This is a genomic window from Streptomyces griseorubiginosus, assembly GCF_017614965.1.
Taxonomy (GTDB): Bacteria; Actinomycetota; Actinomycetes; order Streptomycetales; family Streptomycetaceae; genus Streptomyces; species Streptomyces griseorubiginosus_B.
In genome coordinates this window covers 1-15,931 of sequence record NZ_WVUG01000204.1, presented here as the reverse complement: position 1 = coordinate 15,931, position 15,931 = coordinate 1, and the positions used below count along the sequence as shown (strand labels likewise).

The following is a 15,931-nucleotide window of genomic DNA, read 5'->3' as shown; positions in this document are numbered from 1 at the left end:
GGTCCGCCCCAAAGGGGCGCGGGGAACTGCGCGAACGACCCCCACGCACCCGCAGCCGCCCACGGACCGCACCGCCCCTAACCGCAGCGCGCCCCCGGTTCCGTCCCTCCATCGACCAACGTGTCCAACAACCCCCCCAACAGCTCCCGCTGCTCATCGCTCAACGGCGCCAGAATCTCCGCCGCGGCCGCGCGCCGAGCGCCCCGTACCTCGCTCAGCGCCTTGCGGCCCTCGTCCGTGAGTTCGATCCGGATCACCCGGCGATTCGTCGGATCCGGCACCCGGCGCACCTTGCCGTTCGCCTCCAGTCCGTCGACCAGGGAGGTCACGGCCCGCGGGACCACTTCCAGGCGCTCGGCGAGATCGGCCATGCGCGGGGGTGAGCCGTAGTGCGCCAGGGTGCGCAACAGGCGGGACTGGGCCGGGGTGACCCCCAGGCCGCACTGCTCGATGTGCCGCTTCTGGATGCGGTGCACACGGCGGGTGAACCGCAGCAACTGCTCGGCGAGCAGGCCGTCTGGATCGGGCGTGGTCATACGGGAACAATATCAGGAGGACATTCATTGTGAGTATAGGTAACAATGAGCTAAGCTCCGCCAGTCTTCGTCGTCCCACTCCCGTAGGAGTCCATTGCATCCCGATCGCCAACCCAGCTGGACACCGCCGGCCGACGCCAAGCAGCAGCCCCGGCAGGTGCGCCGCATCCTGAAGCTCTTCCGTCCCTACCGCGGCCGCCTCGCGGTCGTCGGACTGCTCGTCGGTGCCGCGTCCCTGGTGTCCGTGGCCACGCCCTTCCTCCTCAAGGAGACCCTGGACGTCGCCATCCCCCAGGGCCGCACCGGCCTGCTCAGCCTGCTCGCGCTCGGCATGATCGTCAGCGCGGTCCTGACCAGCGTCTTCGGTGTGCTGCAGACCCTGATCTCCACCACGGTCGGCCAGCGCGTCATGCACGACCTGCGCACCGCGGTCTACGGCCGTCTGCAGCGCATGTCGCTGGCGTTTTTCACGCGCACCCGCACCGGTGAGGTCCAGTCCCGCATAGCCAACGACATCGGAGGCATGCAGGCCACCGTCACCTCCACCGCCACTTCCCTGGTCTCCAACCTGACCAGCGTGGTCGCCACCATCGTCGCGATGATCGCCCTCGACTGGCGGCTGACCGTCGTCTCCCTCCTGCTGCTCCCGGTGTTCGTGTGGATCAGCCGCCGCGTCGGCAACGAACGCAAGAAGATCACCACTCAGCGCCAGAAGCAGATGGCCGCGATGGCCGCGACCGTCACCGAGTCGCTCTCCGTCAGCGGCATCCTGCTCGGCCGCACCATGGGCCGTTCCGACTCGCTGACCAAGTCCTTCGCCGAGGAGTCCGAGGGCCTGGTCGACCTCGAGGTGCGCTCCAACATGGCCGGGCGCTGGCGGATGGCCGTCATCACCATCGTCATGGCCGCCATGCCGGCGATCATCTACTGGACCGCGGGCATGGCCCTGCAACTCGGCGGCCCCAAGGTCTCCATCGGCACGATCGTCGCCTTCGTCTCGCTCCAGCAGGGCCTGTTCCGCCCGGCCGTGAGCCTGCTGGCGACCGGTGTCCAGATCCAGACCTCGCTCGCGCTCTTCCAGCGCATCTTCGAGTACCTCGACCTGCCCATCGACATCACCGAGCGAGAGAACCCGGTGCACCTCGACCAGATCAAGGGCGAGGTCCGCTTCGAGGACGTCGAGTTCCGCTACGACGACAAGGGCGGGCCCATCCTCGACAGCATCGACGTCACCGTCCCGGCCGGCAGCAGCCTCGCCGTCGTCGGTCCGACCGGCGCCGGAAAGTCGACGCTCGGCTATCTCGTCCCGCGCCTCTACGACGTCACCGGCGGCCGTGTCACCCTCGACGGCGTAGACGTCCGCGACCTCGACTTCGACACCCTCGCCCGCGCGGTCGGCGTCGTCTCCCAGGAGACGTACCTCTTCCATGCCTCGGTCGCCGAGAACCTGCGCTTCGCCAAGCCGGACGCCACCGACGCGGAACTCGAGGCGGCGGCCCGGGCGGCCCAGATCCACGAGCACATCGCGTCCCTGCCCGACGGCTACGACACGGTCGTCGGCGAGCGCGGCCACCGCTTCTCCGGCGGGGAGAAGCAGCGCCTGGCCATCGCCCGCACCATCCTGCGCGATCCGCCGGTCCTCATCCTCGACGAGGCGACCAGCGCCCTGGACACGCGTACCGAGGCGGCCGTCCAGGACGCCATCGACGCCCTGTCGGCCAACCGCACCACGCTCACCATCGCCCACCGCCTGTCCACCATCCGGGGTGCCGACCAGATCGTGGTCCTCGACTCCGGGCGGGTGGCCGAGCGGGGCACCCACGAGGAACTCCTGGAGCACGACGGGCGGTACGCGGCCCTCGTACGCCGGGATGCCCAACTGGAACCGACAAGCTGAAAATATGCCGGGTTTGTGACGATATGCGGGTTACCGTGCCCGCATGGACCAGAACACTCCGCCACGGAGCACTCGGAGCGCGATTCGACTGACGCGCAGGGGCCGGTTCGCCCTCATCGCGACCGGAGCCGTCGTGGCCGGCACCGCCGTGGCGGTGCCGCTGCTGACCCTGGAGAGGGAGCAGCACGCCAGGCCGACGTCCCTGGTCATCCCGGAGGGCTGGCGCGCGGGGCAGGTCTACGACGCCGTCGACAAGGCCCTGGCGCTGCCCGCGGGCAGTACGAGGAGGTCGATCGCCAAGGCCGGCCTGAAGCTGCCGAACGACGCCGACGGCAACCCGGAGGGCTATCTCTTCCCGGCGACGTATCCGCTGGAGAGCAACGGCAGGAAGGCGACACCCGAGTCATTGCTGGCGTACATGGTCGACACCGCGAACAAGAAGTTCAACGGCGCCCCGGTCGCGGCCGGCGCCCAGCGCAACGCCATGAACGTGTACCAGGCGGTCACCATCGCGAGCATCGTGCAGGCCGAGGCCGCCTCGAAGGCGGACATGGGCAAGGTGGCTCGGGTCATCTTCAACCGGCTGGAACACGGGATGCCGCTGCAGATGGACTCCACCGTCAACTACGCCCTCAACCGCGCCTCGCTCAGGACCAGCGCCGACGACACGCGCGTCGACAGCCCCTACAACTCGTACCAGCGCATGGGTCTGCCGCCCACGCCGATCGACAACCCGGGCGAGGACGCGATGCGCGCCGCGATCAACCCGCCGCCGGGGGACTGGCTGTACTTCGTCACCGTGAAGCCGGGCGACACCCGGTTCACCGCCGACTTCGCCCAACACCAGCGCAACGTCGCCGAGTTCAACGCCAACCAGAAGAGCGCCAGCCCGGCCAGGTGACCCGGCGGTGGCTCACGCGGCGACCGGCTCGGCCGGCTCCGCGGCCAGCAGGCGCCTGATGTCCCGTACGGCCGCCCGGCCGGCCCGGTTGGCGCCGATGGTGCTGGCCGACGGGCCGTAGCCGACCAGATGGATGCGCGGATCGGCGACCGCGCGGGTGCCGTCGACACGGATCCCGCCGCCGGGCTCGCGCAGCCGCAGCGGCGCGAGATGGTCGATGGCCGCCCGGAAGCCGGTGGCCCAGAGGATGACGTCGGCGTCGACGCGCCGCCCGTCGTTCCACTCCACGCCGTCGGGGGTGATCCGGTCGAACATGGGCCGCCGGTCGAGGATGCCGTCCTCGATGCCCTGCCGGATCGTGTCGTTGAGAGGCAGTCCGGTCACCGTCACGACGCTCTGCGGCGGCAGTCCCCGCCGCACCCGCTCCTCCACCAGCGCGACGGCCGCCCGGCCGTACTCCTCGGTGAAGGGGCCCTCGTGGTAGACGGGCGGGCGCCGGGTGACCCAGGTGGTGGCGGCCGCGTACCGGGCGATCTCCAGCAGGTGCTGCGTGCCGGAGGCGCCCCCGCCCACCACGACCACGCGCCGGCCCGCGAACGCCTCGGGCCCGGGATACTGCGCGGTGTGCAACTGGCGCCCCCGGAAGGTCTCCTGGCCGCGATAGCGCGGCCAGAACGGCCGGTCCCAGGTGCCGGTGGCGTTGATCAGCGCCCGGGTCGACCAGGTGCCGTCCGAGGTCTCGACGAGCAGCCGCCCGCCGTCCCCCTCCCGCACGGCACGGACATCGACGGGCCGCCGTACGCGCAGGTCGAAGGTGCGCTCGTAGGTGGCGAAGTACTCGGTGATCACCTCGGACGAGGGCCGCTCGGGGTCGGCGTCCGTCAGCTCCATGCCGGGCAGGGAGTGCATGCCGTGGACCTTGCCGTATGTCAGCGAGGGCCAGCGGAACTGCCAGGCGCCGCCCGGGCCGGGGGAGTGGTCGAGGACCACGAAGTCGCGCTCCGGCTCGAAACCGGTGCGGCGCAGGTGATAGGCGCTGGACAGACCCGCCTGACCGGCGCCTATGACGACTACCTCGACCTCGCGCGTGTTGTTCACATTTCTACTAACGGTGGGCAGGTCGTGGATCTTCCCGTCCGTGTGGGGCGGTCGGGCCGTGACGCACGTGTGAAACCCGGCACAGGGGTCAGGATGGGGTCATGTCCGATGCCTTCACCACCCGAGTCCTGAACGTCACCACCGGCTCCACGGAGAGGGTGGTCGACCTGACCCGCGACTGCGAGGCCTTCCTGCGGGAGGCGGCCGCCGGTCGTGACGGCCTGCTCAACGTCTTCGTCCCGCACGCGACCGCCGGAATCGCCGTCATCGAAACGGGCGCGGGCAGCGACGACGACCTCCTCGCCGCCCTCCACACCCTCCTCCCGGCCGACGACCGCTGGCAGCACCGCCACGGCAGCCCCGGGCACGGCCGGGACCACGTGCTGCCGGCTTTCGTGCCGCCGCACGCGACGCTGCCGGTGGTCGGCGGGGAGCTGGAGCTGGGGACCTGGCAGTCGGTGTGCCTGGTGGACACGAACAGGGACAATTCCCAACGGAAGGTGCGCCTGTCTTTCCTCGGGGGCTCCTGACCGCCCAGTGATCAAGGAGGGCCGGATGAGTCCACTTTCCGGCGACGGGCCCGCCGTCTCCCGTCGGGAGTTCGACGCGCTCTTCGATGCGGTCCGCACGTGGGGACGCTGGTCGCCGGCCGACCGCGGCGCCTTCAACCGGGTCACCCCGGACCACGTGCTGCGGGCCGCGGCGCTGGTGCGGACGGGCACGGTCGTCCCGCTGGGGCTGCCCTGGAACACCCGGCCGGGCCCCGGCAACCGCAAGCCCGCGCTGCACCACATGACCGATCTCGGTGACGTGGAGGCGCCGGAACCCTCCACCCACAAGGACTTCATCGCCGCCGACTACCACGGCAAGGGCATCAGCCATCTCGACGCCCTGTGCCACATCGCCTACCGGGGGCGGCTCTACGACGGACGCACGGCGCACGAGGTCGTCGACGCCGGGGGCGCCCGGTTCGGCGCGGTGTCGGCGCTCGGACCCCTCGTCACGAGGGGGGTCCTCCTCGATCTGCCCGCCGTCCTCGAAACCCGCTGGCTGGAGCCGGGGCGAGCGGTGCGCGCCGAGGACGTCGTGGCCGCGGAGAAGGCGCTCGGTGTGACGATCGGTGAGGGCGACGCGGTACTGCTGCGCTCCGGACACGTCCGGCGCCGCGAGGAACTCGGTGCCTGGGACCCGGACACGGCCAGCGCGGGCTTTCATGTGGACGCCCTGCCGCTGCTGGCCGAGCGCGGCATCGCACTGCTCGGCGCGGACGGCGACAGTGACGCACGGCCCTCCCCCGTGGACGGTGTGCACTCGCCGGTCCATGCCCTGGCCGTCGCCGCCATGGGGGTGCCGCTGCTGGACAACCTCGACCTGGAAGCGCTGTCCGCCGCGACCGCGAAGGCGGGCCGGCACGAATTCCTGCTCGTCGTGGCGCCGCTGAACGTCCCGGGCGGGACGGGCTCGCCCGTCAACCCGGTCGCGGTCCTCTGAAGCGATCAGGTCCGGTCGGTGACGGGAGAGACCTGAGCGGACATGGTGAAGTCCGCAGCGGTTCGGTAGGGCCCCTGAAGGGCCGCGGGGAACTGCGCGACCGGCCACGACGGCGCCGAGGACGACCGGCGGCACAGCGCGGCACTTCCAGCGGAGCGCTTGGCGCACAGTGACGCGCGCTACCGATGCTCGTATCCTCGTCCATATCCGACATGTCGGAAGATCCGACTGTCGAAGGCGCGAGTGAGGCGGAGCGTGGTTCGGTCCGGCGGAGATCCGATACCGACAGGGCGTGCGTCAATCGGCACGGGGCCCGCCGGTTTCCGTGAGCGGTTCCTGCAGGGTGAGCCGGTCGAGACGGGGGTGCGCGCGTCGATCCTTGCCTCCTGGCGGCGCTGCCGGCTGCTGGGGCTGTCGCCGGACCAGACCGACCTTCCCTTCCGGGAGGACTTCGAGCCGGACGGACGGATCGTCCGCGCGGCCGCTCCGGTGCTCGACCGGCTGCAGGCGACGTTCGCCGGCAGCGCGATGAACATCTCCCTCGCCGATGCCGACGGGACGGTGCTCATGCGCCGTTTCGGAGAGGCATCGCTGGCCAGAGCTCTTCCGCCCATCCAGAGCGTCCCCGGATTCGTGTTCGCCGAGCAGGTCGCCGGCACCAACGGCATCGGTCTCGCCCTGGCGGAGCGCCGGCCCATCCGCGTCTACGGAGCCGAGCACTTCGCCGAGCGCTCCCAGGCGAGCGCCTGTCGCGCGCTGCCCGTCCGCGACCCGCTCAGTGGCCGCATCGAGGGCGTCCTGTGCCTGGGATACCCGCGCAGCGTCGAGAACCCGGCGCTGGACGCCGTGATCCGCAAGGCGGCCGAGACCATCGAGCGGGGGCTGCTGGAGCAGAGTTCCGCGCGTGAGCGTGCTCTGCTGCAGGCGTACCTGGACAGCGGGGCCGAGGCTGCCGCAGGCACGCGGCACCGCGTCGGGATACGGGAACTGGCCGTGGAGATGAGGCCCCGCGACCGGGGAATCGTCATGGAGAAGGCCGCCGAGCTGATCGCCCGGGCGCAGCGGGCCTGCGTCGACGTGCCGCTGCCCGACGGCGGTCGGGTCAGGCTCGTGAGCCGGCCGGTGACGAGTGCCTCCGGAGTGGAGGGCTTCGTCATCGAAGCCGTTCTCCCAGGTCCCGCACCGCGCGGGCCCCTCGCCCTCCCGCGTCAGATCCCCGAGCCGCCGGCCCTCCCTGTCGAGACCGCCGTCGCGACGTCCCTCCCGCTCTCCGGGGCCGTTCCCGCCGCGGCGCCCGCACAGCCGTCCGCACCCTCGTCGTCGGGACCTCTCGCCGGCACGGCGCACCGCACTGTCGCCGCGGGCGTCGAGGGCGGCACGGGCGGCGACGGCACGCCGGACGGGAACTCCGGCCGCACGCCCCCGGCGAGAGGCCTCGTGATGGTGGGGGAGCCGCACGTGGGCACGTACGCCCTCGCCGCGCGCCGCCGTCTGGAACTGCTGTCCGAGGCCGGTGTCCGTCTCGGCACCACGCTGGATGTGCGCGGTACCGCCCGGGAACTCGCCGAGGCGGCGGTGCCCCACCTGGCCGACTTCGTCACCGTCGACCTGCCCGAGGCCGTGCTCCGCGGCGAGGAGTCCGCCGACCCCCGCAGCGACCTGCGCCGCACCGTGGTCCACGGCATCCGTGACGACGCTCCCTTCCAGCCGGTCGGCAAGCAGATCGACTACGGTCCGGCGATGCCGCAGTCGCGCTGTCTGGCGAGCGGCCTGGCCGTGCTGGAACCGGACCTGAAGGCCGCCGCGGGCTGGTTCACACAGGACGCGGAGCACTCCGCTCAACTGCTGGACCACGTCCACTCCCTCATCGCGGTACCCCTGGTCGCCCGCGGCGTCGTCCTGGGCGTGGCCGGCCTCTACCGCGCGCAGGGCTCGCCGCCGTTCGGCGACGACGACCGGTCGCTGGCCCAGGAACTGGCCGCCCGCGCCGCGCTGTCCATCGACAACGCCCGGCGCTACACCCGCGAACGCACCATGGTCCTGGCCCTGCAGCGCAGCCTGCTCCCGCAGGTGGTGCCGGACCAGGACGCCGTCGAGGTCGCCCACCGCTACCTGCCCGCCGAATCCGACGTCGGAGGGGACTGGTACGACGTCATACCCCTGTCCGGCACCAGGGTCGGACTCTTCGTCGGTGACGTCGTCGGCCACGGAATGCTCTCGGCCGCCACCATGGGGCGGCTGCACACCGCCGCCCGCAGTTTCGCCGAACTCGACTTTCCCCCGGACGAGGTCCTCACCCACCTCGACAGACTCGTGGGACGCCTGGACCGCGAGGACCCCGGCGCCGTGGACGCGGGCATCATCGGCGCGACCTGTCTCTACGCCGTCTACGACCCGACCACACAGCAGTGCACCATGGCCCGCGCCGGTCATCCTCCGCCCGCTCTCGTCCGGCCCGACGGCACCGTGTGGTTCCCCGACCTGCCCGCCGGACCCCCGCTCGGTCTCGGCGGCCTGCCGTTCGAAGCCACCGAGTTCGAGCTCCCCGAGAACAGCCAGGTGGTCCTCTACACCGACGGGCTCATCGAGGACCGGCACCGCGACGTGGACGTCGTCCTCGAAGAGCTGCGCGTCACCCTGTCCCGGGCGGCGGGCACGCCCGACGAGACCTGCGAGGCGGTGCTCAGCACCGTGGCCCCCGCCCATCCCTACGACGACATCGCCCTGCTCGTCGCCCGCACCCACGCCCTGGATCCCCGACGGATCGCCACCTGGGACCTGCCCGCGGATCCGGCCCGGGTCAGCGACATCCGAGCCGCCGCCACCCGGCAACTGGCCGACTGGGGACTCGACGAGGCCGCGTTCGCCGCCGAACTGGTGCTCAGCGAGCTGGTCACCAACGCGATCCGGCACGGTGCCGGGCCGATCCGGGTACGCCTGCTCCACGACCGCTCCCTGATCTGCGAGGTCTCCGACACCAGCAACACCGCCCCGCACCTGAGGCAGGCGGCCGGCACCGACGAGGGGGGCCGCGGCCTGTTCCTCGTCGCCCAGCTGACACGGAGCTGGGGCACGCGCTACACCCGGCAGGGCAAGGTCATCTGGGCCGAATGCGGGCTCGAGGGGCCATGAGCCCCGCCCGGCGATCGACTGCTCCGTTGGGGTAACAGACCGGGGCAAGACATCGGAAAATATCTGGTATGTGCGGCTAATATCACTGATGCACATCGGGCAGAACACACCAGGTCCAACCCCGGAGAGGTCCGTGCACGAGGCCCACGACACCTCCGCGCCCGCGGTCGCGCCCCACGGGGCGGAACCTCTGGTCCGTGTCCGCGGACTCACCAAGCGCTTCGGGGCGACCCTCGCGCTCGCCGGGGTCGACCTCGATGTCCACGCCGGCAGCGTCCTCGCCCTCCTCGGTCCCAACGGCGCGGGGAAGTCCACCCTCATCAAGGTGCTCGCCGGCGTCCACCACGCCGACTCGGGGCGGGTCACCGTGGCCGGTCACCCGCTCGCAACCCACGCCGCGTCCCGGCACATGTCCTTCATCCACCAGGACCTCGGCCTGGTGGACTGGATGACGGTGGCCGAGAACATCGCCCTGACCGCCGGGTACCCGCGCCGCGCCGGACTGATCTCCTGGCGGCGCACCCGGGAGCACTGCGCCGAGGCCCTGCGGGTCGTCGCCGGGCACCTCGATCCCGACGTGCCGGTCGCCGGCCTCGCCCCGGCCGAGCGATCGCTCGTCGCCGTGGCACGAGCCCTGGCGGCACGGGCGGAACTCATCGTCCTCGACGAGCCGACCGCCCGCCTGCCCGCCGCGGACTGCGCCCGGCTGTTCCACGTCCTGCACACCCTGCGCGAGCGGGGCAACGCCGTCCTCTACGTCACCCATCGCCTGGACGAGGTGTACGAGGTCGCCGACACCGTCGCCGTGCTGCGCGACGGACGCCTGGTCAGCCACGGCTCGAAGGCGAGCCACGGTCCCGCCCGCCTGGTCCGCGACATCACCGGCGGGGAACCGACCGGCCACCGCCCCTTCCCCGCCCCGCCGGGCGGCCCGGCCGTGCTGACCCTGGAGGGAGTGCGCACCGCCGCCACGGGACCGGTCACGCTGGAGCTCGGACAGGGGGAAGTGCTCGGCCTGGTGGGACTCACGGGCGCCGGACACATGGACCTCGCCCGAGCCCTCGCGGGCAGCCGCCCCCTCCTCGGCGGACGGACCTTCCTCGGCGGTCGCCCGTACCGACCCCGTACCGTCGCTCAGGCCGTCCGCCACGGCGTCGCCCTCGTGCCCGGCGACAGACAGCGGGAGGGCTGCCTCGCCGGGCTGACCGTACGGGAGAACCTCCTGGCCCATCCTCGCGCGGGAGGCCTGTCGGCGCCGCGCTGGATCAGCCCCCGCCGCGAACGCGCCGAGGCCGACGCGCTGATCGAACGGTTCTCGGTGCGTCCCCGTGACAGCGAGGCCGCCATCGCCACCCTGTCCGGGGGAAACCAGCAGAAGGTCATGATCGGCCGGTGGCTGCGGCTGGGGCCTGCGCCTGCTGATCCTCGAGGACCCGACGGCGAGCGTGGACATCGGTGCCAAAGCCGCGATCCACCGCCTGCTCGACGAGGCACGCGCAGCCGGTCTCGCGGTCCTCCTCGTCTCCAGCGACTTCGAGGAGGTCGCCGGCGTGTGCCGACGCGCCCTGGTCTTCGTCCGCGGATCCATGACGGCCGAGCTGACCGGTCCCTCCCTCACGGTCACCGAGCTCACCAGGGCGGCGTCGGCCCTGCCCTCCTCCGGAACCACGGCGACCTCGTGACCGGCGCCCCCATTCCGTCCGCGCCCCCGCCACGGCGCCGTCGCCCCCGTCCACCGAGGCCAGGGGCCCGACCGCACGGCCGGAGCGGGCAACTCGTCGGCGCCTACGGCCTCCTGGCCCTCACCGCCCTGCTCTTCCTGATCTTCTCCCTCTCCCTGCCCCGCACCTTTCCCACGCGGGACACCGTCGACTCGATCCTGTCCAACCAGTCGATCCCGGCCGTCCTCGCGCTCGCCGCCATGGTGCCCATCGTGACCGGCGCGTTCGACCTCTCCATCGGCTACGGTCTCGGCCTGGCGCACGTCATGGTGATGCAGCTCGTCGTGGGCGACGGGTGGCCCTGGCCGCTCGCCTGCCTCACGGTGATCGCCGGAGGCGGCGTCGTGGGCGTCCTCAACGGTGTCGTCGTCGAATTCGGCCGGATCGACTCGTTCATCGCCACCCTCGGAACCGGCAGCATGATGTACGCGGTGACCGGCTGGATCACCGGTGGCAGCCGGATCGTCCCCGGCCCGCAGGGACTCCCGCCCGCCTTCACCGACCTCTACGACTCCAGGTTCCTCGGCCTGCCGGTTCCCGCCTTCTACGTGCTCGCCCTCGCGGCCGTCCTCTGGCTGGTGCTGGAGCGGCTGCCGCTCGGCAGGTACCTGTACGTCGTCGGGTCGAACCCGCGCGCCGCCGACCTGGTCGGCATCCCGACCCGCCGGTACACCGTCTACGCCTTCGCCGCGTCGGGACTGATCGTCGGCTTCGCCGGTGTGCTGCTCGCGGCCCAGCAGGAGATCGGCAATCCCAGCGTCGGCCTCGACTACCTGCTCCCCGCGTTCGTCGGCGCCCTTCTCGGCTCCACCGCCATCAAACCCGGCCGCCCCAACGCCCTGGGCACCCTCGTCGCCGTCGCCGTCCTCGCCGTCGGCCTCACCGGCATCGCCCAGATGGGCGGCGATTTCTGGACCGTCCCCCTGTTCTACGGCGGCACGCTGCTCCTCGCCGTCGGGCTGGCCGGCTACTCCGCCCGTCGCCGGCTGCGCACCGGCGCGGTCGTCGCCCGCGACTCGCCGGCCGCGCCACCGGAAGACGGCACTCGGGGCGGCCCTCCATGACCCACGCCGCGGGCATCGCCGTCGTGCCCGGGCGGAACCCTCGGCAAGGAACTTCCGTGCACCGCATCCGCAACACCACTCGCACCGTCCGCACCGCGCGGTCCACCGCCACCGTTCTGGCGGCCGCGGTCGTCGTGCTGGCCGGCTGTGAACGCGGCTCGTCGAGAGGCCCGGCGCACTCCACCTCGGGCCCCAGCGGCTGCCCCGCGGTCCAGGCCAGGGCCCAGGCAGCCATCAGCCGGGCGGAGCGGACCGACATCCCCTGGAACGGGCCGACCCGCGGCCCCACCGCCGCGGCCCGCAGGACCATCGTCTACGTCGCCCAGACCATGACCAATCCCGGAGTCGCGGGCGCCGCGGACGGCGTGCGGAAAGCCGCACGGGTCATCGGCTGGGACATCCGGGTGATCGACGGCGGCGGCACCCCCGCCGGCATCCAGGCGGCGATGAGCGAAGCCGTCGACGTCAGGCCCTCGGGCATCGTCATCGGGGGCTTCGACCCCGACTCGACCTCGCAGCAGGTGGCGCGCGCGAACGCGGCGGGCATCCCGCTCATCGGCTGGCACGCGGTCGCCTCCCCCGGCCCCAGCCGGCGCCCCAGGCTCTTCACCAACGTCACCACCAAGGTCGAGGACGTCGCCAGAGCCAGCGGGCAGTGGGTCATCGCGAGCTCCCACGGCACCGCCGGGGCCGTGGTCTTCACCGACGCCTCGATCCCCTTCGCCAAGTACAAGTCCGACCTGATCAGGAGGGAGCTGGCCACCTGCGCAGGCGTGCGGCTGCTGGCGTACGAGAACATCCCGCTCCCGGACGCGAGCAGCCGCACGCCCCGGGAGATCTCCTCACTCCTCTCCCGCTTCCAGGGCAGCTGGACCCACTCGGTCGCCATCAACGACCTGTACTTCGCCGACGCCGCCCCGGCGTTCCGCGCGGCCGGCAAGAACGGCGCAGGGCCGCCCTTCAACATCGGCGCGGGCGACGGCGACCCCTCCGCCTTCGAGCGCATCAACAGCGCGCAGTACCAGGCGGCCACCGTGCCCGAGCCGCTGTCCCTGCAGGGCTGGCAGATCGTCGACGAGTTCAACCGCGCCTTCTCGGGCCGACCGGCCAGCGGTTATGTCGCCCCCGTCCACATCAGCACGGCCGACAACAGCCAGGGCGCCACGAGCTGGGATCCGGTGGGATACCGGGAGGCCTACCGGAAGATCTGGGGCAGGTGACGGTGGCGGCGAGGGCCGGTCAACGCGGCGGTGCGTACTCGGTGAGCAGGAGTGCGATGTCGTCCGCCCGGTCCGGGAAGGCCTGGCAGGCATCCCGCAGCAGGCCGTCCGCCAGATCGTCCAGGCGGCCCCCGCCCAGACGGGCCAGCGACGCCCGGAGCCGCTCGACGTCGGAGCCGATGTCCGAGTCGCGCCGCTCGATCAACCCGTCCGTGTACAGGGCGAGGACCGACCCGGGAGCCAGACGCAGCTCCGACTCCGGAAAGTGTGCCGCCGCGTCGACGCCGAGCAGTGGGCCGCCGGGCACGTCCAGGATCCTGGTGTGGCCGTCGGACAGGCGCAGCAGGGGCGGGAGATGGCCCGCGCGCACGATGCGCAGGATCCCCGAGCGGGGACGGAGCCGGGCGTAGCAGCAGCTGGCGAGGAGCGCCGGGTCGAGGTCCATGTGGAGCCGGTTGGTGCCGGCGACGACCTCACCCGGTCGGTGACCCGCGGCGGCGAAGGCCCGCATGGCGCTGCGCAGTTGGCCCATGGCGGCCGCGGCGGGGACGTTGTGCCCCTCGACGTCCCCGACGATCAGCGAGACGTCGTCGCCGGTCGGGATGACGTCGTACCAGTCGCCGCCGATCTCCATCCCCCGGGTGCCCGGAAGGTAGCGTCCGGTGACGCGCAGACCCGGCACGGAGGGCAGCCGGTGCGGCAGCAGCGCGTCCTGCAGGCCGCGGGCGAGGGCGAATTCGGCGTCGTAGAGCCTGGCCCGTTCCAGGGCCTGGCCGATCAGGCCGCCCAGTGCGGTGAGGACGCCGCGCTCCTCGTCGGGGAACCGGTGGACGTCGTCGAAGCCGAGCATGCAGCCGCCCACCGGACGGTTCGAGGCGATCAACGGCAGGAACGCCCAGGAGTGGGTGTGACCCACCATGATCCCGGGGTACATGGCGCGCATCTGCTCCGGTGACTCGACGAAGAGCGGGGCGCCGGAGGTCAGCGCGTCCGTCATGGGCAGCCGGGCGTGGAGCGGGGTGCCCTCGAATCGGGCGAGGAAGCGTTTGGAGTAGCCGCGCTGGGCGAGCAGGTGCAGGCGCCGCTCCTCCACCACGGCGATCGCCAGCTTCTGGCCGCCGAAAGCGGGCAGCAGCTGATCGGCGACGGCATCGAACACCTCGTGCGCGGTGACCGCCTCGGTGAGGGCACTGCCGAGCGAGAGCACCCGGTAGAGGGCACCCACGCGGGGGACCGCGGGCGGAGCCGCCGGCGAGATGGGCGGTACCTCCTCGGCGACCGGTGTACCGGGTCCGGTGCCGGACGGTACGGGCTGTCGCACGCGTGAGACCCATCCCGTCATGCCCTGGGCGCCCGGGTGGAGGGAGAAGACCAGCCACTCGTCCGGTGGGCGGCGGACCAGGAAGGAGACCGGCTGCTGGGAGACGACGGCGGCCCGGTAGCGGTCCTCGTACACGGGATCGGCCAGCCAGGGCAGGACGTCCCAGGGGCGCCGGCCGAGGAGTTCGTCCTGGCGGACCCGCAGCAGATCCTCCAGGCTGTGGTTGGCGTAGGCGAGGCGTCCGTCCGGAGAGAGCGCGAAGAATCCGTCCGCGAGCCGCTCGATCGCCGCGACGGCGGCCATGCCGCTCCCGGAGTCGAGCACGGCGCCGACCAGGTGGCACGAGGCCTCCGGGTCGTCGGGGCTCTCCGGCACCCGGCCCCACAGCTCGACGACGCGGTGCCCGCCACGGCCGTCCAGGATGCGCAGTCCGTGCGCCAGTACGTGCCCCTCCTCGACCGCGGACCGGGCGGCGGACCGGAAACCGGGCAGATCCGCCGGCTCGACACGGGCCGCCAGCGTTGCCGCCCGTCCGTCGAACTCGCGGGGCTCGATGCCGAGGATCGCGCACAGTTCGTCGTCGGCGGTGAGGGCCCCGGTGCCGAGATTCCAGTCGAACAGGCCGACCCGGATCATCGGGGAGGACGGCAGCGGGACCAGTATCGGGTCCGTCCGCTCGTCGTACTCACCGAGACCGCCGCGGGCCCGCAGCCCGGCGAGGGCGGTGCCCAGCCGGTCGGCGGTGGAGCGCAGCTGCCTGCGCTGCGCCCTCGACAGGCCCGTCCCGTCCCGCCGGGCCGTCCACACCACCGCGATGGCGCCGAACGTGTGCCCGCCCGCCCGCACGGGGACCGACGCGGAGCCGAACGAGTAGGGCAGGGCGATCGAGAGCTGGGGGAAGCGCCGCATCGTCTCCTCCGCGCCGGCCAGGTGGACCATGCGCCCGGAGCGGTACGCCTCCGCCACCGGTATGCGGCTGCTCACCGGGATCCGACGCCACCCGGTGAGCAGGGAGGGCGGCGACCCGCAGGACGCGGCCACCACGAGCGAGCGATGGTCCCCGGAGAGCAGGAACACGCTCCCGGTATGTGCTCCGGTGACCTCCACGGCGTGGATCACGGCCCTGACCAACGCGTCGTCGCGTTCGGGCGCTTCGCCGACACCCGCGGCGCCGAGCGGGTACGAGCTCGATGCCCTACCGTTGGCCGACACGCTGCCCTCGATCATCCATGGAGTACTTGTCCCATTTTAGGCGGTTTGAGGCGGACCGGGGCGCTCGTGGTGGAGGGTTCCAGAGGTGGGGCGACGGGTCGCCGTGAACGTTCGCCGGAAACGAGCCATGTCGGTTCGCTGAAGCCGGGTCCTGGTGTCAACCGGGCTTTACGATGGTGGAGTTCACCGCGAGGAGCATGCCCATGGGCGTCGAAGAGACCGCAAGCACACCGTCCGTCACGGGGGTTCTGGGTGGTCCGTCCGCCGGGCCCATGGTGCCGAGACTGCTCCTGGGGGTGCGGCTGCGGAGGCTGCGGGAGGGGCGGGGTGTCTCCCGT

At 72.2% G+C, this 15,931-nt stretch carries 10 protein-coding genes and 1 pseudogene; 8 read left to right on the top strand and 3 right to left on the bottom strand.

The window, feature by feature from the left end:
* Positions 1 to 77: 77 nt before the first annotated feature.
* Positions 78 to 536, bottom strand: a complete 459-nt coding sequence (locus tag GRC12_RS30110; RefSeq protein WP_208782701.1) for a MarR family winged helix-turn-helix transcriptional regulator — start codon at positions 534 to 536, stop codon at positions 78 to 80.
* A 94-nt stretch (positions 537 to 630) separates the two neighbouring features.
* Here GRC12_RS30110 and GRC12_RS30105 point away from each other — a divergent pair, with 94 nt between their 5' ends.
* Both GRC12_RS30105 and mltG read left to right on the top strand, forming a co-directional pair.
* The gene (locus GRC12_RS30105) at positions 631 to 2,433 is read left to right on the top strand and encodes an ABC transporter ATP-binding protein (RefSeq protein ID WP_208782700.1); all 1,803 of its coding nucleotides are present in this window, start codon (positions 631 to 633) and stop codon (positions 2,431 to 2,433) included.
* A 43-nt stretch (positions 2,434 to 2,476) separates the two neighbouring features.
* Positions 2,477 to 3,334, top strand: coding sequence for an endolytic transglycosylase MltG (mltG, locus tag GRC12_RS30100; RefSeq protein WP_208782699.1), 858 nt, complete (start codon positions 2,477 to 2,479; stop codon positions 3,332 to 3,334).
* A 12-nt stretch (positions 3,335 to 3,346) separates the two neighbouring features.
* Here the strand turns inward: mltG and GRC12_RS30095 are convergent, their stop codons facing one another.
* On the bottom strand, positions 3,347 to 4,432 hold the full coding sequence (locus GRC12_RS30095) for an NAD(P)-binding domain-containing protein (RefSeq protein ID WP_208782698.1): 1,086 nt from the start codon (positions 4,430 to 4,432) through the stop codon (positions 3,347 to 3,349).
* A 101-nt stretch (positions 4,433 to 4,533) separates the two neighbouring features.
* Here GRC12_RS30095 and GRC12_RS30090 point away from each other — a divergent pair, with 101 nt between their 5' ends.
* From GRC12_RS30090 to GRC12_RS30065, 6 genes and pseudogenes are all read left to right on the top strand, one after another.
* A complete protein-coding gene (locus tag GRC12_RS30090) occupies positions 4,534 to 4,962 on the top strand; it encodes a YjbQ family protein (RefSeq protein WP_208782697.1) in 429 nt (142 codons plus the stop codon).
* Positions 4,963 to 4,987: 25 nt separating this feature from the next.
* Complete coding sequence (locus tag GRC12_RS30085; protein ID WP_208782696.1) at positions 4,988 to 5,923, top strand: cyclase family protein; 936 nt, start codon at positions 4,988 to 4,990, stop codon at positions 5,921 to 5,923.
* A gap of 255 nt (positions 5,924 to 6,178) precedes the next feature.
* Positions 6,179 to 9,055 (top strand): SpoIIE family protein phosphatase, encoded by a 2,877-nt coding sequence (locus GRC12_RS30080; protein ID WP_208782695.1) that lies wholly within the window; start codon positions 6,179 to 6,181, stop codon positions 9,053 to 9,055.
* 133 nt (positions 9,056 to 9,188) lie between these two features.
* Positions 9,189 to 10,737, top strand: a pseudogene (locus GRC12_RS30075) (sugar ABC transporter ATP-binding protein).
* Positions 10,734 to 11,840, top strand: a complete 1,107-nt coding sequence (locus tag GRC12_RS30070) for an ABC transporter permease (RefSeq protein ID WP_208782694.1) — start codon at positions 10,734 to 10,736, stop codon at positions 11,838 to 11,840. Before GRC12_RS30075 ends, GRC12_RS30070 begins: the two are co-directional and overlap by 4 nt.
* Before the next feature lie 56 nt (positions 11,841 to 11,896).
* Positions 11,897 to 13,060: a substrate-binding domain-containing protein gene (locus tag GRC12_RS30065; protein ID WP_308286671.1), complete on the top strand. Its 1,164-nt coding sequence runs from the start codon at positions 11,897 to 11,899 to the stop codon at positions 13,058 to 13,060.
* A gap of 19 nt (positions 13,061 to 13,079) precedes the next feature.
* On the opposite strand, the gene GRC12_RS30060 is transcribed toward GRC12_RS30065, so the two are convergent.
* Positions 13,080 to 15,608, bottom strand: coding sequence for a SpoIIE family protein phosphatase (locus tag GRC12_RS30060; RefSeq protein ID WP_208782692.1), 2,529 nt, complete (start codon positions 15,606 to 15,608; stop codon positions 13,080 to 13,082).
* Positions 15,609 to 15,931: the final 323 nt, after the last annotated feature.